This window comes from Streptomyces sp. NPDC043896 (assembly GCF_056435605.1).
The window spans coordinates 52,662-76,149 of record NZ_JBWKEE010000030.1 but is presented as its reverse complement, the minus strand read 5'-3'; the positions used below and the strand labels follow the sequence as shown (position 1 = coordinate 76,149).

Genomic DNA, 23,488 nt, shown 5'->3' with positions numbered 1-23,488 from the left:
CCGCACCGCCCCGGAAGGCCGGCATGCCCCTCACCCGCGACACCACCTCCCTGCTGCTCGAACGGCTCCGCTCCGCGCTCCCCGCGGAGGCCCTGCTCACCGACCCGGCGGAACTCGCCGCCCACTCCCGGGACTCCGCTCCCTTCTCCGAGTGCGGCACCCCCGCCGCGGTCGCCGTGCCCCGCACCGCCGAGCAGGTCGAGCACGTCATGCGCACCGCCTACGCGCTGGACGTCCCCGTCGTCCCGCAGGGCGCCCGTACGGGCCTGGCCGGCGCCGCCAACGCCGTCGACGGCTGCGTCGTGCTGTCCACCGCCGCGATGGACCGGATCCTGTCCGTCGACCCCGCCAACCGGCTGGTGCGCTGCGAGCCCGGCGTCACCACCCGGCGCCTCGCGGAGGCCGTGGCCGAGCACGGGCTGACGTACCCGCCGGACCCGGCCTCCTGGGACCGCTGCACCATCGGCGGGAACATCGCCACCGGCGCGGGCGGCATCTGCTGCGTGAAGTACGGGGTCACCGCAGACTACGTCCTCGGGCTGGACCTCGTCCTGCCCAACGGACGGCGCATGCGCACCGGCCGGGACACCGCCAAGGGCGTCGCCGGATACGACCTGACGCGCCTGATCGTCGGCTCCGAGGGCACCCTGGCGGTGGTCGTCGGCGCCACCCTCGCCCTGCGGCCCGCCCGGCCCCCGGCACTGTCGCTGCTCGCCCAGTTCCCGACCCTGACCGCCGCCGGGGACGCCGTCGCCGCGATCACGGCCGCCGGCCACACCCCTTCCGCGCTGGAACTCCTCGACCGGGCCACGACGCAGGCCGTCGTGGACCTCGGCACCCACCGGCTGCTGCGGGCCAGCAGCGCCGCCACCCTGATCGTGGAGAGCGACGGCGCCGACCCCTCGTCGGAGCTGTCCGCCATGGAGATCCTCTGCAAGGAGGCCGGGGCCGAGCACATCGCCGGATCCGCCACCAGCGAGGAGGCGTACGAGATCATCGAGGCGCGCCGGCTGGTCAGCCCGGCCCTCGCCGCGTACATGGCCTCCCGGGGCAGCGGTCTCACCGCGTTCATCGAGGACGTCGCGGTGCCCAGGACGGCGCTCCCCACGCTGATCGGGCGGATCGAGGAGATCGCCGGGCGGTACGACCTGAGGATCTTCACCCTCGGCCACGCCGGGGACGGCAACCTGCACCCCACGGTCGTCTTCGACGAGTCCGACGCGGACGAGTTCCGCCGCGCCCACGAGGCGTACGACGCCATCATGGCCGCCGGCCTCGAACTGGGCGGCACCACCACCGGCGAGCACGGCATCGGCACCCTCAAGCGGGAGTGGCTGGAGCGCGAGCTGGGACCGGTCTCGCTGGAGCTCCAGCGCGGCCTCAAGCGGCTCTTCGACCCGAAGAACCTGCTGAACCCCGGCAAGGTGGTCACGGCATGACCCAGTCCACCGACGTCCCGGACATCACGCGCGACCCGTCCCCCGGCCTTCCCCCGGTCCGGGCCGGCCTGGCGGAGACGGTCCGCTTCGCCGCCACCCACACCCTGCCGGCGGTTGCCCGCGGGGTCATCGACCCCCGCTTCGCGGTGCTGGCGCTGTACTCCCGCGTCAACCAGTCCGCCTGGTCGAGCGCGACCCTGCGGGCGATGCGGGCCCGGCACCGCGGCGCGCCCGTCATGGTGCGCGGGATCTCCGGCCAGGTGCTCGTCCTGTTCGACCAGGCCGACATCCGGCGGTTCTTCGCGGAGCCGGTCTCGGACCTCGCCATGGACGCGGACGACAAGTACAAGACCCTGTCCGTCTTCGAGCCCACCGGCGTGATCTGCTCGCACGGCCCGGTCCGCGAGGACCGCCGCCGGGTCAACGACCACGCCCTCGCCGCCGACCGGCCGGTGCACCCCTCCTGCGAGGAGTTCCGGACCGTCGTCGAGGAGGAGTGCCGGCGGCTCACCTCCCGCACGGTCGTGGACTTCCCGCTGCTGTGGAAGACCATGACCCGGATCTCCCGGCGGGTGGTCTTCGGCGACCAGGCCTCCGACGACCAGGAGCTCTCCGACTGGCTCGCCGCCCTGCGCCGGCAGGCCAACTGGATGGGCCGCAGCAAGCCCGAGGCGGCCAAGGCCCTCTACGCCAGGATCGAGGCCCGGGTCACCCGGTACGCGGCCGAAGCGCCCCCGCACACCCTGGCGGCCCGCGCGCTGGCCGTGCCCTCCCCGGAGGGCACCGACCCGCTCGGCCAGACCCACCACTGGCTGCTGGGCATCGACCTCGCCACCCCCGTCGTCGCCCGCACCCTGCTGCTGCTCGCCCACCACCCGGCCGAGCAGGAGGCCGCCCACGCCGAGGCCGCCGACCGCGTTCCCGGGCTGCCGAGGCTGCGGGCCTGCCTGGAGGAGTCGGTGCGGCTCTACCCGCTCGTGTCCGACCTCGTACGGGTGACCCGTACCGAGACCGAGTGGGGCGGGGTGCGCTACCCGGCGGGCACCGACGTGCTGGTCCCGATCGGGTTCCACCAGCGCGACCCCGAGCAGGTCGACGGCGCGAACCTCTTCGCGCCGGGCCGCTGGCTGGTCCCGGACGCGCAGAGCGACACCCGCATGGGCCCCTTCAGCCACGGCGGCGCCCGCTGCCCGGGCGAGTACGTCGCCCTGCTGCTGACCTCCCAGGTCTGCGCCGAGGTGCTGCGCGGCCACCGCCTCACCGGGGCCCGTCCGGTGCTCGACCCGGGACGGCCGCTGCCGGGGATGGTCGACACGACCGCCATCCGGCTGCGCCTCGGCCGGCTGTAGGAGGACGCCGCCATGACCGAAGCCGAACCGTCCGTCACCCAGCCGGACATCGCCTCACTGCACCACGTCTGCCGCGAGCTCGCCGAAGCCGCCGACGCGGTGCGCGACGCCGCCCGGTACGCCTCCCGGGTCGCGCTGGGCTCCCGGCTGCCGCTGGCGGCGGCCGGGCCGCGCCGGGCCCGTTCCGCGCAGCGCGAGCTGCTGCGCACCCTGACGGACCCGAAGGGTCTGGGCTGGTCCCCGCAGGGCAACGCCCCGCTCGCCGGGGCCCTGTGGCTGGCGGGGGTGCTCACCAGCCGGGAGAGCCTGGCCGTGAGCCTCGCCGTCACCGGCCTCAAGGCACGCATCCGGGCCGCCGCCGTGCGCCACCCCGAACTCCTCGACAACCCGACCACCTCGCGGGTGCTGCGCGCCATCGACGAGGACCGCCAGGCCGAGGCGGTACGGCTGTTCAGGGGCCTGCTGACCGAGAAGGGCGCGGAGTACGCGCTCGCGCTGCTGGCGCCGTCCTTCACGGACATCATGGCCTGGAACGCGCTGACCGACGAGAACCCCTTCAACGACACCGCCGGCTGGCAGATCGCCACGGGCCGGCCGCTGACCTCGGACTACTTCGTCGGGGTCAGCAGCTCGGTGTGGGCCTTCCTGAACCGGGGCAAGGGCCGGGCCGAACCGCACACCCCCTCGGCCGCGCTGCTGGGCAGCATCGACACCTCGGGCACGATCGTCGGCTACGTACGCAACATCGGCCGGATCGGCACCCGGGGCCTGCTCCTCGTCCAGCAGGTCGCCGGACCGGACGGGGAGCGGCGCTACGTCGTCCAACTGGCCGGGATGGGGCCGAGTTTCAACCAGGAGAGCCCGCAGGACCTGCTGGGCGGCATCGACGCGGTGGGCTCCATCGACACCACGTACACCCGTGCGGTGGTACGGGCCCTGCGCCGGCTCGTCCCCTCCGGGGCGCAGGTCGCGCTGGTCGGCCACAGCCAGGGCGGGATCACGGCGATGAACCTGGCGGCGAGCCGCGACTTCAACGCGCTGTACACGGTGACGCACGTCGTCGCGATCGGTTCGCCCATCGACCAGAAGCGGGCCGCGGATCCGCGCACCCGGGTGGTCTCGCTGGTCAACGAGCACGACATCGTGCCGAGCCTGGAAGGCCGCTCGTCGGTGTCTCCGTACGAACTGCCCAAACAGTTCACCGAGTTCACCTGGACCGACGACACCCACGCCTTCCCGCTGTGCCACGCCGCCGAGCGGTACGCGCACAACCTCGAACACGACGTCCCCCACGCGCGCACGCACGTCGACTCCGAGCTCGCCGCCTTCCGCGGCCGGGTCACCGGCACGCACCTCTTCACCCTCCACGACCGCTGAGGACCCCGCATGACCGACACCGACTCCCACACTCCCCCCACGGATACGGCGCCGGCCGCGCCGGGGCTGCCCGCCCAGACCTCCCGCCCGCAGCGGCCGGCGCCGCCCGCGCCTCCGCAGCCGTACGGCCCGCCCGGGCTGCTGGAGCGGCTGGAGTCGGCGGCGTTCGCCCGGATCAACCGCACCCGAGAGTGGTACGAACTGCCCGGCCCGCTCGGCCTGCTGAACCTCTCCGTGATCCGCGAGGACCTGCGCCGCCACAACCTGCACGACACCTTCGGCGCGGGCGGCGAGCGCGACCGGCGCCCCACCGGGAACCTCGCGCCGTACCGTTCGTACGACGGCTCGGGCTACGACCCGTACGACGAGGACATGGGCCGGGTGGGCACCCGCCTGGACCGCAACACCCCGCTGCACCTGGCGTATCCGGACGAGGACGAGGTGCTGATGGCGCCCAGTCCCCGCGAGGTCAGCCGGCAGCTGCTGGCCCGGCGCGGCTTCACCCCCGCGCCCACGCTGAACCTGCTGGCCGCCGCGTGGATCCAGTTCCAGAACCACGGCTGGGCCAACCACGGGGACAACGAGGAGGCCGAGCCCTTCACGGTCCCGCTGGCCGCCGACGACGACTGGGCCGAGCAGGGCGGCACCTGCCCGATGCGGGTGAACCGCACCCGGCCCGACCCGGTCGCGCACACCACCCCCGACGTCCCGCCGACGTACGAGAACACCGTCACCCACTGGTGGGACGGCTCGCAGATCTACGGCTCGGACGAGGCCCGCTGCCGTTCCCTGCGCACCGGTGAGCACGGCCATCTGATCCTGGACGGCGGGCGACTGCCGGCCGATCCGCGGCCCGGCATGGACTGCCTCGACGCCACCGGCATGAACAGCGACTACTGGACCGGGCTGTCGCTGCTGCACACGCTCTTCGCCAAGGAGCACAACTCCATCTGCGACCTGGTCCGTTCGCACCACCCCACCTGGGACGACGAGCGGCTCTTCCACACGGCGCGGCTGGTGAACACCGCCCTCATGGCGAAGATCCACACCGTGGAGTGGACGCCGGGCATCCTCGACCACCCGGTGGTCCACCAGGCGATGCGCGCCAACTGGAACGGGCTGCTGCCCCGCTGGGTCACCAGGACCTTCGGCCGCATCGGCGGCGAGGCCCTCAGCGGATCCCGCGGCTCCGCCACCGACCACCACGCGGCACCCTTCTCCATGACGGAGGAGTTCGTCTCGGCGTACCGGCTGCACCCGCTGATCCCCGACGAGATCACCGTCCGCGACCACCGGCGCGGGGCGCGGCGCGAGGTCGTCGGCTTCGACGACATGCAGGGCGCGACCACGCGCACCTCGGTCGAGGCCTACGGGATGAGCGACCTGTTCTACACCTTCGGCGTCTCGCACCCGGGGGCGCTGGTCCTGCACAACCACCCGGACGCGCTGCGCAACCTGAAGCGGCTCTCCGGCGAGCACATCGACCTCGGGACGGTCGACATCCTGCGCGACCGCGAGCGCGGCATCCCCCGCTACAACGCCCAGCGGCGGACGCTGCGCAAGCGGCCGGTGACCTCCTTCGAGGAGCTCACCGGCGGCCACCCGGGCGACACCCCGCTGCTGCGGGAGCTGTACGACGGCCGCCTCGACCGGGTCGACACGCTGGTCGGGAACCTGGCCGAACCCCGCCCGGCGGGCTTCGGGTTCAGCGACACCCTGTTCCGGGTGTTCGTGCTGATGGCCACCCGCCGCATCAAGAGCGACCGGTTCTTCACCACCGACTACCGGCCGGAGGTGTACACGCCGGAGGGGCTGCGCTGGATCGACCGGAACTCGATGGTCACGGTCCTGCTGCGGCACCACCCCGAGCTGGCGCCGGCCCTGGCCGGAGTGACCAACGCCTTCGCCCCCTGGAAGGAGCAGTCGTGACGGGGCACCCCGCCGACGGTCTGCGCAGCCACGCCGCGGCCCTGCGCGCGCGGGCGGACCGGCTGCGCGGCGCCTGTGACGACCTGGAGTGGCGGGGCCCGCAGGCCGACGCCTTCCGGGCCCGCGTCGACGAGCTGGCCCGGCGCTGCGTCACGGCCGCCGACGGGCTGGCGCGCTCCGCCGCCCGGCTCGACGGCCGGGAGTAGCGGCGCGGGGGAAGGCCCGGTCCCGCCGCTACTTCATGCGGTACTGGGCCTTCTCCGCGAGCTTGCCGTCCTTGAAGCAGAAGCGGAGCACGTCCTCGGTCTGCCCCTCGCCGGCGGAGAGGTACCAGGCGCAGACGCTGCCGGCGGGCTCGGCCGGACCGCCGCCCTTGAGGGCGTCCTTGACGAAGCTTTCGCCGGAGGGCAGCTTGGCGCGGACCTCGCCCTCGGCGTCGCCGACGCGCAAGTCCTCGTAGACCTTCGGGTCGAGGAGGGTCTTGTCCGCCACCTCCAGGACCTTGGACGCCCCGAAGAACAGCGCCACGACGAGCCCCACCCCCAGCACCAGCGCGATACCGCACCCGATGAGACAACCCTTGCGCTGAGCCATGGCTCCGGTCCTCCGTGCCCTCGACGTTCCGGTGCGGCGCGCACCGTCGTGTCAGAGCCTCGCAAGCGCGGGGGGCGCGCGCCGTACTCGAAAGTCTTCGGCCCGGGCGACGATCGTCGCTGCGCCGCCGTTCAGAGGTCCCCGGGGTCGGTGTTGGCCCCGCAGAGGACGACGGCGACGCGCTCGCCCAGCGGCTCCGGTGCGGTGCGCAGGGCGGCGAGGGCGGTGGCGGCCCCGGCTTCGACGACGATCCGGTGCTCCTCCCAGAGCGCGCGCCGGGCGGCGGTGACGGCCTCGTCGGGGACGAGGACCGAGACGGCGTTCCCCGCCCGTGCGGCGGCGAGGGCGTCGGCGGAAACCCGGGTGGCGCCGAGGGAGTCGGCGGCGACGGAGGACACCGGGACGTCGACGGGCTCGCCCGCCTCCAGGGCGGCGTTCAGGGCGCGGCAGTGTTCCGGCTCGGCGGCGACGACGCGTACGCCGTGTTCGCGGGCCGCGGTCGCGACGCCGGCGAACAGCCCGCCGCCGCCGACCGCGACGACGACGGTGTCGAGGCCTGGCAGGGCGGCACGGACCTCGTCGAGCAGGGTGCCGGCGCCGGCGGCGATGAGCGGGTGGTCGTAGGCGTGGCTGCTCAGCGCCCCGCTGCCGGCGGCGAACTCCCGGCAGGCGGCGAGGGCTTCGGCGTAGCGGTCGCCGACGAGCCGTACGTCGGCGCCGTAGCCGCGCAGCCGGTCGACCTTGACGCGGGGGGCGTTGACGGGGAGGAAGACGGTGGCGGGCACTCCCTGCGCGCGGGCCGCCCAGGCGCAGGCGAGGCCGGCGTTGCCGCCGGAGGCGATGGTGACGCCGGCGTCGGGGAGGCCGCCGGCCTCGCGGTGCGCGGCGAGGAAGTTGTGCGCGCCGCGCGCCTTGAAGGAACCGGTGTGCTGGAGGTACTCCAGGGCGTACCAGACGCCGTCGGAGGCGGGTACCACGGCGGCGGGCCGCAGGGCGGCGGCGGTACGGGCGGCGGCGGCGCGTACGGCGGCGTAGTCGAGCTGCTGTTCCACGGTCGGTCTGCCTTTCGCGGTCTCAGGCTGCGGGGCGCGGGCCGGCGGGCCGGGACGCCTCGATGAGCTGGCGCAGGGCGCCGTAGTACACCTCGTGGTCGGTGAGCGGGGGCAGTACGTCGGCCAGCGAGCCCGCGAGGACCGGGAACTCGGCCGGGTCCAGGGCGGCGAGGGCGGCCCTGGAGGCGGCGGTGACGGCGGCCGGGTCGCGGTGGTCGACGAAGGCGGCGCTGCCCAGGGTGAGCAGGTACATGCGCCGGTAGACGGTCATGGCCTCGGCGGCGGTCATGCCGGCGGCGACGCTGTCGGCGAGGGCCGGTTCGACGAGGCGGGCCAGCAGCTGCCGGCCGAGCCAGGGGCGGCCGCCGCGCAGGACGAGCAGTCCGGGGTGGGCGGTGAGCAGCCGGTAGAGGGCGCCGAAACGCTGTGCGGCGGCCTCGGCCCAGTCGGTGCCGGCGGGGACCTCGGGGAGCTGTCCGGCGAGGTGTTCGGTGCAGAGGTCCAGCAGGCCGGCGAGGTCGGTGCAGCGGCGCTGGACGGTGGCGTGGGAGACGTCGAGGCGGTCGGCGAGGGCCCGGAAGCTGAGGGCGCCGGGGCCTTCCTCGTCGAGGATGCGCAGGGCGGCGACGGCGATGGCCCCGGGGGTGGCGCGGTCCAGGGCGGGTGATCTCCTCGGCATGAGATACAGCGTATCATCCGTTGTCACATACGGTGCCCCTCACGGTCGGCCGCCACGGACGTGTGACATCGACTGCGGCCAAATTGCTGCTTATCGACCCGTAACCATCGGCTCGCATTGACAGCGGGTAGTCGCACCGCTGCACTGAGGCACTAATGCCCGTCGGCCCCCACGCCGACCCGCCGGTACTCCCCCACGCCAAGGAGACCCCGTGCCGCCTCGCCTGCGCGCCTCGCTCCCCTGCCTCACCGCGGCCGCCCTGCTCGCCCTCGCCCTCGTCCCCGCCCCGGCGGCCGCCGAGCCGACCGCGACCTGGGACACGCCGCTCGCCCTCACCCCTCCCATGGGGTGGAACAACTGGGCGCACTACATGTGCGACATCGACGAGGCGAAGGTCGTCGCCAACGCCGACGCCCTGGTCTCCAGCGGTCTCGCCGCCAAGGGGTACGACACGGTCACCGTGGACGACTGCTGGATGCTCAAGGAGCGTGACGCGCAGGGGAATCTGGTCGTCGACACGCAGAAGTTCCCGCACGGCATGGCCTGGCTCGGGGAGTACCTGCACGCCAGGGGGCTGAAGTTCGGCATCTACGAGGACGCCGGGTCCCTGACCTGCGAGCGCTACCCGGGCAGCGGTTCTCCCGAGGGCGGCGGCCCGGACCACTACGCCCGCGACGCGCGGCAGTTCGCGTCGTGGAAGGTGGACTACGTCAAGATGGACGGCTGCAACCTGTGGGTGCCGCCCGGGAAGACGAAGGAGCAGGCCTACCGCGACGCCTACAACTCCGTCGCCCGTGCGCTGCGCGACAGCGGCCGCCCCATGGTGCTCTCCGCCTCCGCCCCGGCCTACTTCCAGCAGGGCGAATGGGGCGGCTCCGACTGGCACAAGGTGCTCGACTGGGTCGGCGAGACGGGCCAGTTGTGGCGCGAGGGCCGGGACATCAAGGTCTACAACCCGAGCGCCCCCGCCACCTCCCGGTGGAGTTCGGTGCTCGGCAACTACGGCTACAACCGCTGGCTCGGCCGGTACGCGGCCCCCGGCAACTGGAACGACCCCGACTTCCTGATCGCGGGCGCCCCCGGCCTCACGGACGCGGAGAGCCGCAGCCAGGTCGGACTGTGGGCGATGATGGCGGCCCCCTTCATCCTGTCGTCCGAGGTGTCCGCGCTCAGCCCCGGCGGGCTCGCGGCGCTCGGCAACACCCGCCTGATCGAGCTGGACCAGGACCCGATGGGCCGCCAGGGGGCCGTGGTCTCCTCCAACGCGACCTTCGAGGTGCTCGTCCGGCCGCTGGCCGACGGGGACCGGGCCGTGGCGGTGCTCAACCGCTCCGGCAGCGCGCGCGACGTCTCCGTGCCGCTGGCCGACATCGGGCTCCCGGGCGCGTGCGTGGCGGACGCCGAGGACCTGTGGACCGGGCGGCGCACCGAGGTGGTGGACGCGCTGACCGGGCGGCTCGGCGCGCACGACACGGCCGTGTGGCGGCTCACCCCGCACGGCTGCGGCGAGGCGGTGCCGACCGGGCAGATCAACGGGCTCGGGGCGAAGTGCGCCGACGGGGCCAGCACCAGCGGCGTCGGCTCGGTGGTCCTGGGGACCTGCACCGCGGGGGCCGACCAGCGGTGGACCCTGGGCGGTGGCGGACGGCTCAAGCTGGCCGGCGAGTGCCTCACGGCCCGCGCGGGCGGGCTGGTGGAGCTGGCCGACTGCGCGCCGGGGCGGCAGGCGGGGCAGAGCTGGAGCCACCGGCGCGAGGGGACCCTGGTCGAGGAGACGAGCGGCCAGTGCCTGACGGCCCCGGCGGCGCCCGCCACCCCCGACGCCACGGCCGAACGGCTGCGGCTGACGGCCTGCGGCGACCACCAGGTGGACCAGGCCTGGTCCCTGCCGGTCTGAGCCGGCACCGGACACGGCGCGGGCCCCGGCAGGGCCGCGCCGGACCCAGTCCCGGGGGGCCTGACCCGGCGGAATCCGACCCGGCGGGGCCACGTCTGCCGGGCCCAGTCCCGGCGGGGCCACGTCTGCCGCCACACCCGGCGGGGCCGGCCCCGCCGGGCCCTGACCCGGCAGGGCCCGCCGGGTACGGGCCCTCCCGCACACCGGGCCGGACCGGCAGGCGCCGGCGCCCGGCATCACACTTCCGGGGGAACCGGCGCCGGGCGGACCCCGTCCGGCGGGGGTGCCGGGTTCACTGGCCCGGACCGAGGGGCGGCCGCCGGAACGATTCGGCGGCCGCCCCTCTCGCGATGCGGGCCACGAGGCGACAGGAGTGCACCGACATGTCCGAGACCGCGCACGAGCGCACCCCCACCCCCGCTCCGGCCGCCGGCATCACCGACGGCGTCGTGGAGCTGCGCAAACGCCGCCCGGCCGGCCCCGCCCCCGAAGGACGCGCCGGCGCCGGGGCCTGCGGCTGCGAAGCCGTGCGGGCGCAGCCGCCGGGAGCCGCGCACCAGTGAGGGCGCGGGGGCTACCGTGACAGGACGGAGGGGGTCCCGACCGGTCCGCAGGACGGAGGTGGCTCCGGATGACCCGTACGCGTGGGCCCCGGCCCCCCGCCTGGGCGGGGGCCGTCGGCGGGCTGGCCGCCGCGTGCGCCGGGCTGGCCGTCGCCGGGCTCGCCGCGGCCTTCGTCCGCCCCGAGGCGGCCCCGCTCACGGCGGTCGGCGGGGCCGTGGTGGACCGTACTCCGACGGCGGTCAGGGAGTGGGCCGTCCGCACCTTCGGCACCTCCGACAAGCTGGTGCTGACCCTCGGTACGGTGGTCCTGCTCGCCGTGCTCGCCGCCTGCGCCGGGATCCTCGCGGTACGCCGCCCCCGCGCGGGCTGCGCCCTCGCCGCCTCGGTGGGGCTGCTCGGGACCGCGGCCGCGCTCGGCCGCCCGGAGTCGGGCTGGCGGGACGCGCTGCCCTCGCTGGCCGGCGGGGCCGTCGCGGCCGGGGTGCTGTACGTCCTGGCCGCCGCCCTGCGCCGGCCCCGCCCCGCGTCCGGCCGGAGCGGCGGCACCTGGCCCCTGGACCGGCGCGCCTTCGGCCGGCTGCTGACGGCCACCCTGGCCGGCTCGGCGACGGCCGCGTACGCGGGCCGGCGGCTCGGCGCCCACGGCTCGGCCGGGGCCACCGCCTCCCGGGCGGACCTGGTCCTGCCGGCACCCGCCGTCCCGGCACCGCCGGTACCCGCAGGGGCGGACCTGCGCGTGCCGGGCGTGGGCCCGTTCCTGACCCCCGCCCGGGACTTCTACCGCGTCGACACCGCCCTGGTCGTGCCCCGGGTGGACGCGGGCACCTGGCGGCTCGACATCCACGGCGACGGGGTCGCCAGGCCCCTTTCCCTGACCTTCGCCGAGCTGCTCGCCCGGCCGCTGACCGAGCACGACGTCACCCTGTGCTGCGTGTCCAACGAGGTCGGCGGCCCCTACGTCGGCAACGCCCGCTGGCTCGGCGTACGCCTCGCGGACCTGCTGCGCGAGGCGGGCGTGCGGCCGCCGTCGCGGGGCGGGCCGGCCGACCAGCTGGTGGCCCGCTCGGTGGACGGGATGACCATCGGCACCCCCGTCGAGACGGTCATGGACGGCCGGGAGGCGCTGCTGGCCGTCGGGATGAACGGGGAGCCGCTGCCCTTCGCGCACGGCTTCCCCGTACGGATGGTCGTCCCCGGGCTCTACGGGTACGTCTCCGCCTGCAAGTGGCTGCGCGAGCTGCGGCTGACCACTTTCGACGCGTACGACGCGTACTGGGTGCGCCGGTCGTGGGCGCCGCGGGCCCCGGTCAAGACCCAGTCGCGGATCGACACCCCGCGCCCCTTCTCCCGGCGCCCGGCCGGCCCGGTCGCGGTGGCCGGGGTGGCGTGGGCGCAGCACCGGGGCATCGCGCGGGTGGAGGTGCGGGCCGACGGCGGCCCCTGGCAGGAGGCGCGGCTCGGGGCCGCCGACGGGGTGGACACCTGGCGGCAGTGGGTGTGGCCGTGGGAGGCGGCGCCCGGACGGCACACCCTGGAGGTGCGCGCCACCGACGGCCGGGGCGAGGTGCAGCCGGAACTGCGTACGGGCACCCTGCCCGACGGGGCGACTGGCTGGCACTCCGTCACCGTGGACGTCGGCCCGTAGTGCGGGAGCCGGGCCGGCCGGCGGGCCCCGCCGGCTACCGCCGAGCGGCGTCCGGGCGCCGGAACAGGGCCGTCCAGAGGAAGGGTTCGCCGAAGTGCGGGGAGCCGGCGTCCTCGTCGCGCATGCGGCGCAGTTCGGTTTCCTCCAGGCCGGAGAAGATCCGGCGCAGTGACTCCGGGGTGTAGGCGAGGCCGCCGCCGAGGCCGCCCCGGCGGTAGAGCTCGGCGTCGGGCAGTTCGCAGCCCATGGAGCCGGACGCGAAGCAGGTGAGGGCGAAGTGCCCGCCGGGGGCGAGGACGCGGTCCAGGAGGGCGAGGTAGCTCACGCGGCGGTGGGGCGGCAGGTGGTGGAAGCAGCCGGAGTCGTAGACCAGGTCGTAGGGGCCGCGGAGTTCGGCGGCGGTGAGCCGGAAGGCGTCGCCGCGGTGGAAGCGGACGCCGGTGGCGCCGGTGGCGCGGGCGCGCTCCTCGGCCCAGGCGACGGCGGCCGGCGACAGGTCGACGGCGTCCACCTCGAAGCCGATGGAGGCGAGGTGGAGGGCGTTGCGGCCGGGCCCGCACCCCAGGTCGAGGGCGCGGCCGGGGCCGATCAGTCCCCTTGCGGCGTAGGAGACGAGGTTCTCGTCCGGCTTCGCCACGAAGAACGGCACCGGCTTGGAGCGGTCGGCGTAGAAGCCGTCCCACCAGGAGGCGCCGCCGTCCGTCCAGCGGTCGGCCTCCTCGGCGAAGAGGCCGTCCAGGAGGTCCAGCACGTCCTCCACCGAGCGTATGTCGCGGTCCATCAACTCCCCTTTCCGCAGGGGGAGATCATATCCGGTGAGAGCACGTCAGCCCAGGTAGGAGGGGGTGCGGGGCGGTCGTGGACGGGCCGGTGGCGGCCCGGGGCGAAGGGCCCGGACCGACGGGTCCGCCCGGGGGCGCACGACCCCCCGGGGCCCCGTGGAGGGCCGTCCGGGGGGCTTCCGGGGGCGCCCCCGGGCCGGTTTCCGGGCGGCCTTCCGGACGGACGCCAAAGACGGGTGTACGCATGATGCGTACACTGTCCGCAAGGGACTATGGTGGGGGTATGTCCTCTCCAGAGCAGCAGACGTCCGCAGCCGTGCCCTCCGTCTGGACGCGGCCGCGCCGCCAGAAGGAACAGCCCGCGCTCAGCCAGGAGCAGATCGTCGCGGCCGCGGTACGGCTGCTGGACGCGGAGGGCATCGAGGCGCTGAGCATGCGCAAGCTCGGCACCGAGATGGGCACCGCCGCCACCTCGCTGTACCGGCACGTGGCCAACAAGGACGAGCTGATCGAGCTGGTCGTGGACGAGGTCTACGGCGAGCTGGAGGTACCGGACGGCGGCGGCCCGGACGGCTGGCGCCAGGCCCTGGCCGGGTGCGGGCACAGCCTGCGCGACATGGTCCTGCGCCACCCCTGGGTGGCCTCCGTCCTCGGCCAGGTGGGGCTGGCGCACCTGGGCCCGAACCTGATCCGGATGTCGGAGCGGCTGCTGCGGCTGGCCGTGTCGGCCGGCTTCCCGCCGGGCGAGGCGGACCTCGCGGTGAAGGCCGTCATCTCGTACGTCATCGGCGCCACGACCAGCGAGGCCTCGTACCTCTCGCTGCTGGCCCGCAGCGGGATGAGCGAGGCCGAGTGGCTGGCGTCGCTGCTGCCCGCCGCCGAGGCGGCCCTGGAGGACCACCCGGTGGTGAAGGACCACGCCTACAGCAGGCACGGCCAGGATCCGGCGCGGCTGCGGGAGGAGAACTTCGACTACGGGCTCCAGCGGGTCCTCGACGGCCTCGCCGCCCGGCTCGACCGGATCTGAGGCGGCGGACGGACGTCCGCCGAAGGGCATGGCCGACGCGGGAGGCCGGGCGGCCCGGACCGGCGGGGGCGGTTCGGGACGCCCGGCGACCCGGATCAGCCGCGGCCGGCCCCGGACTGCGGGAAGGTCAGCTCGCGTTCCGCGCCGAGCGGGGCGAAGAACCGGTCCACCGAGGCCTGGCGCACCTGGAACAGGGCGGCCGGGGACCAGCGCGGCCGGCGGTCCTTGTCGATCACCTGGGCCCGGATCCCCTCCACCAGGTCGGGCGCGGACAGCGCGGCGCTGGAGACCCGGTACTCCTGCTCCAGCACCCGCTCCAGCGAGTCCAGTTCGCGGGCGCGGCGCAGCGCGGCGAGGGTGACCTTGAGGGAGGTGGGCGACTTGGCGTGCAGCAGTTGGGAGGCCTCCCGCGCGGCCGGCAGGCCCGAGCCCAGCAGCCGCTTGTGGATCTCCTCGACGGTGTCGGCGGCGTAGCAGTGGTCGATCCACTCCCGTTCGGCGGCGAGCGGGGCCTCGGGGCCGGTGACGCGGCCGAACCGGGGCAGCACTTCGGCGACCGGCGCGGCGGCGATTTCCCCGGTGAACTCCTCCAGCCAGTCGGAGGGCAGGTAGTGGTCGGCGAGTCCGCACAGCAGGGCGTCGCCGGCGCCGACGGCGGTGCCGGTCAGGGCGAGGTGGGTGCCGAGTTCGCCGGGAGCGCGGGAGAGCAGGTAGGTGCCGCCGACGTCGGGGACGAAGCCGATGCCGGTCTCCGGCATGGCCACGCGGGAGCGCTCGGTGACGACGCGGACGCCGCCGTGCGCCGAGAGCCCGACGCCGCCGCCCATCACGATCCCGTCCATGAGGGCCACGTACGGCTTGGGGTAGCGGGCGATCCTGGCGTTGAGCCGGTACTCGTCGCGCCAGAAGTCGAGGGAGCCCGTGGTGCCGGCCTTCGCGTCGGCGTGGATGGCCCGGATGTCCCCGCCCGCGCACAGGCCTCGCTCCCCGGCGCCGCGCAGGAGGACCTGGCTGACGGCCGGGTCCCGCTCCCAGGCAGTGAGGGCGTCGTCGATCCTCAGCACCATCGCGTGGGTGAGGGCGTTGAGGGCCTGGGGACGGTTGAGGGTGATCAGCCCCGTACAGCCGTCGGTATCGATCAGAACGGTGTCTTCGGTCACGTCCGTCAGTATGTATCGTCCGGCGCCCCATGAAGATCGTTTCTTACGATCTTGTCAACTCTGATCGGATTCGGGGTGAACCCGGGCCGGAACGTGCGCCGTCGCGAAGGACCGGGGCTCGTCGCGGTGCGCGCCCGGGGTGTGCCCGAAGGCCCGCCGGAACACGTCGATGAAGGCGCTCGCGGAGGACCAGCCGCAGCGGTGCGCGACGGCGGTCACCGGGGTGTCCACGGCCAGCAGCCGCAGGGCGTGGTGCAGCCTCAGCTGGGTGCGCCACTGCGGGAAGGTCATGCCGAGCTCGGCCCGGAACAGCCGGCTCAGGGTCCGCTCCCCCGCCCCGGCCGCCGCCCCCAGCTCGGCGAGCCCGCGCGGGTCCGCCGGGTCGGCGTGCAGCAGCGCGCACACCGCCGCCAGCCGGGGGTCGGCCGGCGCGGGGAGGTGCAGCGGCTGGAGCGGGGAGACGCGCAGCTGGTCGAGCAGGACGCCGAACATGCGGCGGCGGGCGGGTCCGTGGTCCTCGGGGCCCCGGGTGTAGGCCAGGATCAGCTCGCGCAGCAGCGGCCCGACGGCGATCACGGCGGGGGCGTCGAGGCCGAGGGGGTTGTGCCGGGTGGGCAGGCCCACGCAGTGCAGGTCGGTACGCCCGTACGCGCGGTGCTCGTGCACCGTCCCGGCCGGGATCCACAGGGCCCGGGTGGGGGGCGCCACCCAGGTGCCGGATCCGGTGGTGACGGAGAGGACGCCGGAGCCCGCGTAGACGATCTGATGGTCATCGTGGTGGTGGGCGTCGATCCCGACGTGGGTGTCGAGGTGGTTGATGTTCGTCGGGGCGCGCCGGGCGTGCCGGACGCCCGGGTGGCGGCCGCCCCGGCCGGCGGCTTCCCCCGGGGCGGTCCCCGGTTGGCGGTTCTTCGGCATCACCCGGCAATTTATCGGAAGCGGGACCGGCGCGGCGAGGGCGATGCTCGGGCGGTGGAAGAAGCCGACACTCTCGAAACAGCCCCCGTTCCCGCCCCTTCGGCACGTCCGCCGGGCCTGCGGCGGCGGATCGCCGCCGTGTCGGCCGGACACGCCTGCGTGGACGTCTACCAGGGCGCGGTCGCCGCGCTCGTGCCCTACCTCGTCGCCGAGCGGGCGTACGGATACGCCGCCGCGTCCGGCGTCGTGCTGGCCGCCTCGCTGCTCTCCTCGGTGGTCCAGCCGCTGTTCGGGGCGCTCACCGACCGGCGGGCCGTGCCGTGGCTGATCCCGCTGAGCGCGGCCGTCACCGGGCTCGGCATCGCACTGGTCGGGGCCGACGCCGGGTACCCGGCCACGCTGGCCGCCGTGGCACTGTCGGGACTGGGGGTCGCCGCGTACCACCCGGCGGCCGCCCGGCTGGTGCGGACGGGCCTGGGCGACGGGCACACCGCGATGAGCTGTTTCGCCCTGGGCGGCAACATCGGTTTCGCCTGCGCGCCGCTGCTGGTGGCCGGGGCGCTGTCGGTGTCCGGGCCCGCAGGCTGGGTGCTGCTGGCGCTCCCGGCGGTGGCCGCGGTGCTCCTCCACCGGCCGCCGCGCGCCGGACGCGGGGGCGGCGCGCGGGCGGGGAGCCCGGCGGCGGTGCGGGAGGCGCCGGCGGCGGAGGACCGGCGGGCGTTCGTGCGGCTGTCGCTGGTGGTGGTCGTGCGGTCCGTGGTGTTCATCGGGCTGAGCACGTTCATCGCCCTGTACGTGCGGGAGCGCGGCGGGGGTCCGACGGCGGGGGCCGTGGCCCTGTCGGCCCTGTTCGCGGGCAGTGCGGGCGGCACCCTGCTGGGCGGGTGGCTGGCCGGGCGCTGGGGGCGGGTCACGGCCGTCCGCCGGGCGTACGCGGCGTCCGTCCCGGCCGTCGCGGGGATCCTGTACCTCCCGCTGCCCGCGGCGATCGGGTGCGCGGCGCTGGCGGCGGCCGCGCTGTACGTGCCCTTCTCCCTCCAGGTCACCCTGGGCCAGGACTACCTGCCGACCCGGATGGGCACCGCCTCCGGGGTCACCCTCGGGCTGACCGCGAGCGTCGGCGGCCTGGCGAGCCCGCTGATCGGCGCCGCCGCCGACGCGGCCTCGCTGCGCACCGCGCTGCTGCCCCTGGCCGTGCTGCCGCTGCTGGCCTGGGCGCTGTCCCGGCGGCTGCCGGAGCCGGCCGGGAGGTGAGCCGCCGTCAGTGGCGGGGCCGGGAGCGGTGCTCCCGCCAGGCGGCCAGCGCCTGGTCGCGGGCGCCGTCGGGGTTGCGGGCGTGCCAGTCGCGCAGGAACCGGTTGAACTCGAACTGGGCGCCGATCCGCTGGGGTTCGGCGGCCCGCTGCCGGGTGGCGTGCCAGTGGGCGACGGCCTCGGCGAGGGTGCGGCCCGCGCCCTGGGCCACGTACTCCCGCATGGAGGCGTCGAAGTGGAAGCCCGGGCCGGTCTCGCGGACGAAGAACTCCCGGAGCACCTGGCTGCACCGCTGTCCCTCGGGGATGACGGTGGTCCCGTCGACGGGCGCCGTCAACTGGCGGCCGCCGCGCCGGGCGGGCCGCGGCGGGGCGGGCGGGGTGCGCCCGTCGAGCGCGGCGGCGAGCCGCTCCGTCAGCGCGGACTTGCCGCCGCCGGCGGGGATCCCCATCCGCCGGGCGAGCCGGGTCAGTTCGTCCAGAGTCCAGTACCAGCGCAGCAGTTCGGCCCCGGACAGCTCCGGGGAGGGCTCGGGCCGGCCCCCGCCCTCGTCATTCGTACTCATGTTCCCATCCTAGGACCCGTCGGCCCACCGCCGTCGTCACCCGCGGGGCAGACGGGAATCCGGCGACGGACCCCGGGGACGGCGACACGCCCGGCCGGCGGCGGGCGGCCCGCGCACGCGCGGCCGCCCCTACCGTCGTCCCCATGACCGCCTCGACTTCCGCGCTGACCCTGGACCCCGGCACCGCGCTCGTGCTGATCGACCTCCAGCAGGGCATCCTGGCCCTGCCCACCGCCCGGCCCAGCGACGAGATCCTGCGCAAAGGCATCGCCCTCGCCGAGGCCTTCCGCGCGCACAGGCTGCCGGTGGTGCTGGTGAACGTCGCCTGGTCGCCCGACGGCGGCGACCTGCCCACCACCGACGTCGACCGCCCCGGCCCGGCCACCGCACCGCCGGCCGCGTTCTCGAAGATCCCGGCCGAGCTCGCCGCCCTGGGGGACGTCACGGTCACCAAGCGGCACTGGGGCGCCTTCACCGGTACCGAGCTGGACCTCCAGCTACGCCGGCGCGGGGTCCACCGCATCGTGCTGGCCGGCATCTCCACCAGCGTCGGCGTCGAGTCCACCGCCCGCACCGCGTGGGAGCACAGTTACGGCCTGGTCTTCGCCGAGGACGCCATGGCCGACCTGGACGCCGACTCGCACGCGCACAGCTTCGGCAAGATCTTCCCGCGCATCGGCCGGGTCAGCTCGACCCGCGAGATCCTCGCCGCCCTGGACTCGCTCCACTGAGGGCGACGGGGCACGGCACCTCCAGCCACACGCACTTCCCGAGCGCCCCGGGCCGCGTGCCCCAGGCCCGGGCCAGCCGGTCCACGATCATCAGACCGTGCCCGCCCGGCCGGCCGGGTCGCGCGGGGCCCGGCGCCGGGATGGCCAGCTCCGGATCGGCGTCGGTGACCTCGATCCGCAGCCGCTCGTCCGTGCAGTCCAGGACGAGGGCGCCGGCTCCCCCGCCGTGCAGGAAGGCGTTGGCGACCACCTCCGAGACGAGCAGCAGCACGTCCTCGGCCGCCTCCCGGGCGCCCTGGTCCCGGGCGGGCAGCCAGTGCCATGCGGTCAGGGCCCGCCGGGTGAAGTCACGGCTGCGCAGGACCGGGTCGGGCATCCCTTCGAGGACCAGGAGCCAGTTGCGCACATCCGACCCGGCCTGCCCCACGGTTCTCGCCCCTCTCATCGCCCCTGCGTGGACCCCAGCGCCTGCGTCACGTCGGCGTGGACCGCGAAGACCCCGTCCGCGCCGGTGATGCGGAACATCCTGGCGACCGGACCGCTCAGCCCGGCCAGCTCCAGGCTGCCGCCGGCCTCCTGTACGGCGAGACGGCCGTGCAGCAGGGCGTTCAGCCCGGTCGAGTCGCAGAAGCGCAGTCCCGCCATGTCCACCAGCAGCCGGCCGCCCCGGGCGGCCGCCGCGTCGATGGCCTCCCTCAGCGGGGCGGCCGTGTCGTGGTCCAGTTCACCGCCGAGGGTGAGGAGTACAGCTCCGTCCACCGTGCGCACCGCGACGGTGAACCGCTTGTCGTCCGCTCCGGAGACCATCCGGCATCACCTTCCGTCAGCTGCTCCTTACGCCTTCCCAGGGCCCGACGCTATATGCGGGGCGGGCGGGACCTCCCGGGACCCTCTCGGGACCCTCCGGTTTTCGCCCACACGGCACCCCGCGCCCGCACACGGCACCCCGCGCCCGCACACGGCACCGCACGGCAGCACATGACCCCTGTGGCGCCGCACGACGCCGACGCGACATCCGATGGCGCCATCATGACGCCACCCTGCGCCACCCGAAGCGTCCCGGCACCCCCGGCATCGCACTCACCAGGCAACATCTCGCACATTTCCGCAGGTCAGAGCCGCTCAGCTGACCGCCGGCCCCAAGAGGTGCCATCCAGGCTTGCGCATGGCGCCACAGTGGTGCCATGATGACGCCATGGACCTCACGCCGTACATCGACACCCTCCGCCGCGAACTGGCGGTGGCCGCCGAGGCCGGCGGGGACGACGCCCGCCAGCTGGCCGAGCGGCTCACCGCCCCCCTGGAGTCGGCGACCCGGCTGACCATGCTCAACGTGCTCTCCGCCGCGATGGACGAGATCACCCGCGAACTCGCCCCCGGCTCGGTCGACGTACGGCTGCGCGGACTGGACCCCGACTTCGTGGTGACGCTCCCGCCCGCCGAAGGACCGGCCCCCACGACGGCTCCCGCCGCGCCGGCCGAACCGTTCGGGGCCCCGGCCGAGGGCGACGAGGGCGGCACCGCCCGGGTCAACCTGCGCCTGCCCGCCCACCTGAAGGCCCGCGCCGAGGAGGCCGCCGGCCGCGAGGGGACGTCGGTCAACGCGTGGCTGGTCCGGGCGGTGTCGGCGGCGGTCGAGGGCGGCTCCCGGCCGCGTACGGCGGAGCGGATCCAGACCATCGGACAGAGCGTCACGGGCTGGGTGCGTTAGGCGCACCCAGCCCACGCCACGCCACACCGCACCCCGCAGCGGGGACGGACCCAGACCCAGACCCAAGAGGACGGGACAGCCATGCCTTCTTTCGACACTCCCGAGCCGATCTCGGTCACGGCGCACGTCGAGGCCGGCTCCATCCGCTTCACCGCGGCGGACCGCTCCGACACCGTCGTCGAACTGCTGCCGCGCGACCCGAAGAAGGACCGGGACGTACGGGCCGCCGAGCAGACCGAGGTGACGTACGCCAACGGCACCCTGACCGTCAGGACGCCCAAGCACCGCAACTCACTGCGCCGCCCCGGCACCGTCGACGTCACGGTCGGGCTGCCCACGGGCTCGCACGTCGACATGACCGGCGCCTGGGCACAGGTACTCGGAGAGGGCAGGCTCGGCGAGGTCCGGGTGAAGACCTCGTCGGGTGACGTCCGGCTCGACACGACCGGGCCGCTGCGGCTGACGGCCTCGCACGGTTCGATCACCGTCGAGCGCGTGGAGGGCGCGGCCGAGGTCACCACCAGCTCCGGCAGCGTGCGCGTCGGCTTCGTGGACGGCCCCGGCGTCCTGAAGAACTCGCACGGCACCACCACCGTGGGGGCCGTGACCGGAGAACTCCGGGTGAGCGGCGCCCACGGCGACATCGACATCCGGCGCGCCGGGGACTCCGTCACCGCCACCACCGCGCACGGCGCCCTGCGGGTCGGCGAGGTCGCCCGCGGCACCGTCCAGCTGGAGACCGGCTACGGCACCATCGAGGTCGGCGTCCGCGAGGGCACGGCCGCGTGGCTCGACGTCCAGTCGCGCTCCGGCCAGGTGCGCAACATGCTCAGCTCGACCGGGGCCCCGGGGGAGACCGAGGACACCGTCAGGGTCCGCGCCCGCACCCGCCACGGCAACATCGACGTCCTGCGCGCCAAGGCCTGACCCCGCGGGGACCGGCACCGGCACCCCCGCCCCCCACCCCATCCACTTCAGCCGCTTCGGCCACCGAACGGAGGGCTCCATGCCTTCTTCTGTCATGCCCACGTCAACCCCTTCCCTGCTCCGGGAGCAGGCCGCCATCAGCGCTGTGGGCCTGCGCAAGTCGTACGGCGACAAGACCGTCCTCGACGGCGTCGACCTGGAGATCCCGGCGGGATCCGTGTTCGCCCTGCTCGGGCCGAACGGCGCCGGCAAGACCACCGCCGTGAAGATCCTGTCCACGCTCGTCACCGCCGACGGCGGACGGGCCCGGGTCGCGGGCCACGACGTCAACGCCTCCCCGGACGGGGTCCGCGCCGCGATCGGCGTCACCGGGCAGTTCTCCGCCGTCGACGGACTGATCACCGGCGAGGAGAACATGCTGCTCATGGCGGACCTGCACCACCTGCCCAAGCGGGAGGGGCGGCGCGTCGCCGCGGCGCTGCTGGAGCGGTTCGACCTCGTCGAGGCCGCCGGGAAGCCCGCCCAGAGCTACTCCGGCGGCATGAAGCGCCGCCTCGACATCGCCATGACCCTGGTCGGCGGCCCGCGGATCATCTTCCTCGACGAGCCGACCACCGGCCTCGACCCGCGTTCCCGCCACACCATGTGGACGATCATCCGCGGGCTGGTCGCCGACGGTGTCACCGTCTTCCTCACCACCCAGTACCTGGAGGAGGCCGACCAGCTCGCCGACCGGATCGCGGTGCTCAACGGCGGCAGGATCGTCGCCGAGGGCACCGCCGAGGAGCTCAAGCGGCTGATCCCCGGCGGGCACGTACGGCTGCGGTTCTCCGACCCCGCGGCCTACCGGTCGGCCGCCGCCTCCCTCGGCGAGGCCACGCGGGACGACGAGGCGCTGTCGCTGCGGATCCCCAGCGACGGCAGCCAGCGCGAGCTGCGCGCCGTCCTCGACTGGCTGGACGCGGCCGGGGTCGAGGCCGACGAGCTGACCGTGCACACGCCCGACCTCGACGACGTGTTCTTCGCCCTGACCGCCGCCCCCGCCACCGCACCCCAGCCCCGGAAGGACACCCGATGAGCTCCCTCGCCCTCGCCCTGCGCGACTCGTCCACCATGCTGCGGCGCAACCTGCTGCACGCGCGGCGCTACCCGTCCCTGACCCTGAACCTGCTGCTGACGCCGGTCGTCCTGCTCCTGCTGTTCGTCTACGTCTTCGGTGACGTGATGAGCGCGGGCATCGGCGGGGGCGGCGCCGACCGCTCCGAGTACATCGCCTACCTCGTCCCGGGCCTCCTGCTGATGACCGTCGGCTCCACCACGATCGGCACGGCGGTGTCCGTCTCCAACGACATGACCGAGGGCATCATCGCCCGCTTCCGCACCATGGCGATCCACCGCGGTTCCGTGCTCGTGGGGCACGTCGTCGGCAGCGTGCTCCAGGCCGTCGCCAGTGTGCTCCTCGTCGGCGCCGTCGCCGTCGCCATCGGCTTCCGTTCGACGGACGCCACGCCCCTGGAGTGGCTCGCGGCGTTCGGGCTGCTGGCGCTGTTCGCCCTGGCGCTCACCTGGATCGCGGTCGGGATGGGCATGGTCAGCCCGAACGCCGAGGCGGCCAGCAACAACGCGCTGCCGCTGATCTTCCTGCCGCTGATCTCCAGCGCCTTCGTCCCGGTCCACGCGATGCCGGGGTGGTTCCAGCCGGTCGCCGAGTACCAGCCGTTCACGCCGGCCATCGAGACCCTGCGCGGGCTGCTGCTCGGCACCGGGATCGGTGACAACTGGTGGATCGCCCTGCTCTGGTGCCTGGGCCTGACCGTGCTCGGTTACCGCTGGTCGAAGGCGGTGTACGACCGCGACCCGAGGTGAGCGGGCCGGCCTTCCGCCTCCC

The 23,488-nt window shown here is 74.9% G+C and carries 24 protein-coding genes; 15 read left to right on the top strand and 9 right to left on the bottom strand.

Annotation, left to right across the window (positions count from 1 at the left end; translation table 11 throughout):
* Positions 1 to 23 precede the first annotated feature (23 nt).
* The 5 genes from AC069X_RS33065 to AC069X_RS33045 are packed head-to-tail and all read left to right on the top strand — an operon-like array spanning position 24 to position 6,300.
* Complete coding sequence (locus AC069X_RS33065) at positions 24 to 1,439, top strand: FAD-binding oxidoreductase (protein WP_478734483.1); 1,416 nt, start codon at positions 24 to 26, stop codon at positions 1,437 to 1,439.
* Positions 1,436 to 2,788, top strand: coding sequence for a cytochrome P450 (locus tag AC069X_RS33060; RefSeq protein WP_478734482.1), 1,353 nt, complete (start codon positions 1,436 to 1,438; stop codon positions 2,786 to 2,788). Before AC069X_RS33065 ends, AC069X_RS33060 begins: the two co-directional genes overlap by 4 nt.
* 12 nt (positions 2,789 to 2,800) lie before the next feature.
* A complete protein-coding gene (locus tag AC069X_RS33055) occupies positions 2,801 to 4,165 on the top strand; it encodes an alpha/beta fold hydrolase (protein WP_478734480.1) in 1,365 nt (454 codons plus the stop codon).
* A 9-nt stretch (positions 4,166 to 4,174) separates the two neighbouring features.
* The gene (locus tag AC069X_RS33050; RefSeq protein WP_478734478.1) at positions 4,175 to 6,094 is read left to right on the top strand and encodes a peroxidase family protein; all 1,920 of its coding nucleotides are present in this window, start codon (positions 4,175 to 4,177) and stop codon (positions 6,092 to 6,094) included.
* Complete coding sequence (locus tag AC069X_RS33045; RefSeq protein ID WP_478734476.1) at positions 6,091 to 6,300, top strand: hypothetical protein; 210 nt, start codon at positions 6,091 to 6,093, stop codon at positions 6,298 to 6,300. Before AC069X_RS33050 ends, AC069X_RS33045 begins: the two co-directional genes overlap by 4 nt.
* 28 nt (positions 6,301 to 6,328) lie before the next feature.
* Here AC069X_RS33045 and AC069X_RS33040 read toward each other — a convergent pair whose 3' ends face one another.
* From AC069X_RS33040 to AC069X_RS33030, 3 genes are all read right to left on the bottom strand, one after another.
* Complete coding sequence (locus AC069X_RS33040; RefSeq protein WP_478734474.1) at positions 6,329 to 6,688, bottom strand: hypothetical protein; 360 nt, start codon at positions 6,686 to 6,688, stop codon at positions 6,329 to 6,331.
* Between the two features lie 131 nt (positions 6,689 to 6,819).
* Positions 6,820 to 7,740: a serine/threonine dehydratase gene (locus AC069X_RS33035; RefSeq protein ID WP_478734472.1), complete on the bottom strand. Its 921-nt coding sequence runs from the start codon at positions 7,738 to 7,740 to the stop codon at positions 6,820 to 6,822.
* 22 nt (positions 7,741 to 7,762) lie between these two features.
* Entirely contained in the window at positions 7,763 to 8,419 is a 657-nt protein-coding gene (locus AC069X_RS33030) for a TetR/AcrR family transcriptional regulator (protein WP_478734470.1), read from the bottom strand.
* 211 nt (positions 8,420 to 8,630) lie between these two features.
* Between AC069X_RS33030 and AC069X_RS33025 the strand changes: the two genes are divergently transcribed.
* The 3 genes from AC069X_RS33025 to AC069X_RS33015 all read left to right on the top strand — a co-directional run bounded on the left by AC069X_RS33025 (position 8,631) and on the right by AC069X_RS33015 (position 12,525).
* Positions 8,631 to 10,316: a ricin-type beta-trefoil lectin domain protein gene (locus AC069X_RS33025; RefSeq protein ID WP_478734468.1), complete on the top strand. Its 1,686-nt coding sequence runs from the start codon at positions 8,631 to 8,633 to the stop codon at positions 10,314 to 10,316.
* A 383-nt stretch (positions 10,317 to 10,699) separates the two neighbouring features.
* Positions 10,700 to 10,879 carry a hypothetical protein gene (locus AC069X_RS33020; RefSeq protein ID WP_478734467.1) on the top strand — a complete coding sequence of 60 codons (180 nt, stop codon included), beginning with the start codon at positions 10,700 to 10,702 and terminating at the stop codon, positions 10,877 to 10,879.
* Positions 10,880 to 10,947: 68 nt separating this feature from the next.
* Positions 10,948 to 12,525, top strand: coding sequence for a molybdopterin-dependent oxidoreductase (locus AC069X_RS33015; RefSeq protein WP_478734465.1), 1,578 nt, complete (start codon positions 10,948 to 10,950; stop codon positions 12,523 to 12,525).
* A 34-nt stretch (positions 12,526 to 12,559) separates the two neighbouring features.
* On the opposite strand, the gene AC069X_RS33010 is transcribed toward AC069X_RS33015, so the two are convergent.
* Positions 12,560 to 13,306 (bottom strand): class I SAM-dependent methyltransferase, encoded by a 747-nt coding sequence (locus tag AC069X_RS33010; protein ID WP_478734463.1) that lies wholly within the window; start codon positions 13,304 to 13,306, stop codon positions 12,560 to 12,562.
* Between the two features lie 284 nt (positions 13,307 to 13,590).
* On the opposite strand from AC069X_RS33010, the gene AC069X_RS33005 reads away from it, so the two are divergent.
* Entirely contained in the window at positions 13,591 to 14,334 is a 744-nt protein-coding gene (locus tag AC069X_RS33005) for a TetR/AcrR family transcriptional regulator (protein ID WP_478734461.1), read from the top strand.
* A 95-nt stretch (positions 14,335 to 14,429) separates the two neighbouring features.
* Here the strand turns inward: AC069X_RS33005 and AC069X_RS33000 are convergent, their stop codons facing one another.
* Complete coding sequence (locus AC069X_RS33000; RefSeq protein ID WP_478734516.1) at positions 14,430 to 15,503, bottom strand: enoyl-CoA hydratase/isomerase family protein; 1,074 nt, start codon at positions 15,501 to 15,503, stop codon at positions 14,430 to 14,432.
* 45 nt (positions 15,504 to 15,548) lie between these two features.
* Positions 15,549 to 16,412: a helix-turn-helix domain-containing protein gene (locus tag AC069X_RS32995; protein WP_478734459.1), complete on the bottom strand. Its 864-nt coding sequence runs from the start codon at positions 16,410 to 16,412 to the stop codon at positions 15,549 to 15,551.
* Between the two features lie 54 nt (positions 16,413 to 16,466).
* On the opposite strand from AC069X_RS32995, the gene AC069X_RS32990 reads away from it, so the two are divergent.
* The gene (locus AC069X_RS32990; protein WP_478734457.1) at positions 16,467 to 17,666 is read left to right on the top strand and encodes an MFS transporter; all 1,200 of its coding nucleotides are present in this window, start codon (positions 16,467 to 16,469) and stop codon (positions 17,664 to 17,666) included.
* 7 nt (positions 17,667 to 17,673) lie between these two features.
* On the opposite strand, the gene AC069X_RS32985 is transcribed toward AC069X_RS32990, so the two are convergent.
* On the bottom strand, positions 17,674 to 18,231 hold the full coding sequence (locus AC069X_RS32985; RefSeq protein WP_478734455.1) for a DUF6434 domain-containing protein: 558 nt from the start codon (positions 18,229 to 18,231) through the stop codon (positions 17,674 to 17,676).
* A gap of 143 nt (positions 18,232 to 18,374) precedes the next feature.
* Between AC069X_RS32985 and AC069X_RS32980 the strand changes: the two genes are divergently transcribed.
* Positions 18,375 to 18,962, top strand: a complete 588-nt coding sequence (locus tag AC069X_RS32980; protein ID WP_478734453.1) for a hydrolase — start codon at positions 18,375 to 18,377, stop codon at positions 18,960 to 18,962.
* On the opposite strand, the gene AC069X_RS32975 is transcribed toward AC069X_RS32980, so the two are convergent.
* Both AC069X_RS32975 and AC069X_RS32970 read right to left on the bottom strand, forming a co-directional pair.
* On the bottom strand, positions 18,916 to 19,407 hold the full coding sequence (locus AC069X_RS32975) for an ATP-binding protein (protein ID WP_478734451.1): 492 nt from the start codon (positions 19,405 to 19,407) through the stop codon (positions 18,916 to 18,918). The genes AC069X_RS32980 and AC069X_RS32975 overlap by 47 nt on opposite strands.
* On the bottom strand, positions 19,404 to 19,769 hold the full coding sequence (locus tag AC069X_RS32970; protein ID WP_478734449.1) for an STAS domain-containing protein: 366 nt from the start codon (positions 19,767 to 19,769) through the stop codon (positions 19,404 to 19,406). Before AC069X_RS32970 ends, AC069X_RS32975 begins: the two co-directional genes overlap by 4 nt.
* A 388-nt stretch (positions 19,770 to 20,157) precedes the next feature.
* On the opposite strand from AC069X_RS32970, the gene AC069X_RS32965 reads away from it, so the two are divergent.
* The 4 genes from AC069X_RS32965 (at position 20,158) to AC069X_RS32950 (ending at position 23,466) form a co-directional block, all read left to right on the top strand.
* Positions 20,158 to 20,673, top strand: coding sequence for a hypothetical protein (locus AC069X_RS32965; RefSeq protein WP_478734447.1), 516 nt, complete (start codon positions 20,158 to 20,160; stop codon positions 20,671 to 20,673).
* Between the two features lie 81 nt (positions 20,674 to 20,754).
* On the top strand, positions 20,755 to 21,600 hold the full coding sequence (locus AC069X_RS32960) for a DUF4097 family beta strand repeat-containing protein (protein ID WP_478734446.1): 846 nt from the start codon (positions 20,755 to 20,757) through the stop codon (positions 21,598 to 21,600).
* 79 nt (positions 21,601 to 21,679) lie between these two features.
* Positions 21,680 to 22,678, top strand: a complete 999-nt coding sequence (locus tag AC069X_RS32955) for an ATP-binding cassette domain-containing protein (RefSeq protein ID WP_478734444.1) — start codon at positions 21,680 to 21,682, stop codon at positions 22,676 to 22,678.
* The gene (locus AC069X_RS32950; protein WP_478734443.1) at positions 22,675 to 23,466 is read left to right on the top strand and encodes an ABC transporter permease; all 792 of its coding nucleotides are present in this window, start codon (positions 22,675 to 22,677) and stop codon (positions 23,464 to 23,466) included. Before AC069X_RS32955 ends, AC069X_RS32950 begins: the two co-directional genes overlap by 4 nt.
* Positions 23,467 to 23,488 lie beyond the last annotated feature (22 nt).

What these genes read in the sequence shown, in the direction of transcription:
- AC069X_RS33065 (WP_478734483.1), top strand. Translation starts at nt 24, where the DNA reads ATGCCCCTCACCCGCGACACCACCTCCCTGCTGCTCGAACGGCTCCGC.
- AC069X_RS33050 (WP_478734478.1), top strand. Translation starts at nt 4,175, where the DNA reads ATGACCGACACCGACTCCCACACTCCCCCCACGGATACGGCGCCGGCC.
- AC069X_RS33010 (WP_478734463.1), bottom strand. Translation starts at nt 13,306, where the DNA reads ATGGACCGCGACATACGCTCGGTGGAGGACGTGCTGGACCTCCTGGAC.
- AC069X_RS33005 (WP_478734461.1), top strand. Translation starts at nt 13,591, where the DNA reads ATGTCCTCTCCAGAGCAGCAGACGTCCGCAGCCGTGCCCTCCGTCTGG.
- AC069X_RS32965 (WP_478734447.1), top strand. Translation starts at nt 20,158, where the DNA reads ATGGACCTCACGCCGTACATCGACACCCTCCGCCGCGAACTGGCGGTG.
- AC069X_RS32975 (WP_478734451.1), bottom strand. Translation starts at nt 19,407, where the DNA reads ATGAGAGGGGCGAGAACCGTGGGGCAGGCCGGGTCGGATGTGCGCAAC.
- AC069X_RS32980 (WP_478734453.1), top strand. Translation starts at nt 18,375, where the DNA reads ATGACCGCCTCGACTTCCGCGCTGACCCTGGACCCCGGCACCGCGCTC.
- AC069X_RS32955 (WP_478734444.1), top strand. Translation starts at nt 21,680, where the DNA reads ATGCCTTCTTCTGTCATGCCCACGTCAACCCCTTCCCTGCTCCGGGAG.
- AC069X_RS32985 (WP_478734455.1), bottom strand. Translation starts at nt 18,231, where the DNA reads ATGAGTACGAATGACGAGGGCGGGGGCCGGCCCGAGCCCTCCCCGGAG.
- AC069X_RS33055 (WP_478734480.1), top strand. Translation starts at nt 2,801, where the DNA reads ATGACCGAAGCCGAACCGTCCGTCACCCAGCCGGACATCGCCTCACTG.
- AC069X_RS33060 (WP_478734482.1), top strand. Translation starts at nt 1,436, where the DNA reads ATGACCCAGTCCACCGACGTCCCGGACATCACGCGCGACCCGTCCCCC.
- AC069X_RS33015 (WP_478734465.1), top strand. Translation starts at nt 10,948, where the DNA reads ATGACCCGTACGCGTGGGCCCCGGCCCCCCGCCTGGGCGGGGGCCGTC.
- AC069X_RS32950 (WP_478734443.1), top strand. Translation starts at nt 22,675, where the DNA reads ATGAGCTCCCTCGCCCTCGCCCTGCGCGACTCGTCCACCATGCTGCGG.
- AC069X_RS33030 (WP_478734470.1), bottom strand. Translation starts at nt 8,419, where the DNA reads ATGCCGAGGAGATCACCCGCCCTGGACCGCGCCACCCCCGGGGCCATC.
- AC069X_RS32960 (WP_478734446.1), top strand. Translation starts at nt 20,755, where the DNA reads ATGCCTTCTTTCGACACTCCCGAGCCGATCTCGGTCACGGCGCACGTC.
- AC069X_RS33020 (WP_478734467.1), top strand. Translation starts at nt 10,700, where the DNA reads ATGTCCGAGACCGCGCACGAGCGCACCCCCACCCCCGCTCCGGCCGCC.
- AC069X_RS33040 (WP_478734474.1), bottom strand. Translation starts at nt 6,688, where the DNA reads ATGGCTCAGCGCAAGGGTTGTCTCATCGGGTGCGGTATCGCGCTGGTG.
- AC069X_RS32995 (WP_478734459.1), bottom strand. Translation starts at nt 16,412, where the DNA reads ATGCCGAAGAACCGCCAACCGGGGACCGCCCCGGGGGAAGCCGCCGGC.
- AC069X_RS32970 (WP_478734449.1), bottom strand. Translation starts at nt 19,769, where the DNA reads ATGGTCTCCGGAGCGGACGACAAGCGGTTCACCGTCGCGGTGCGCACG.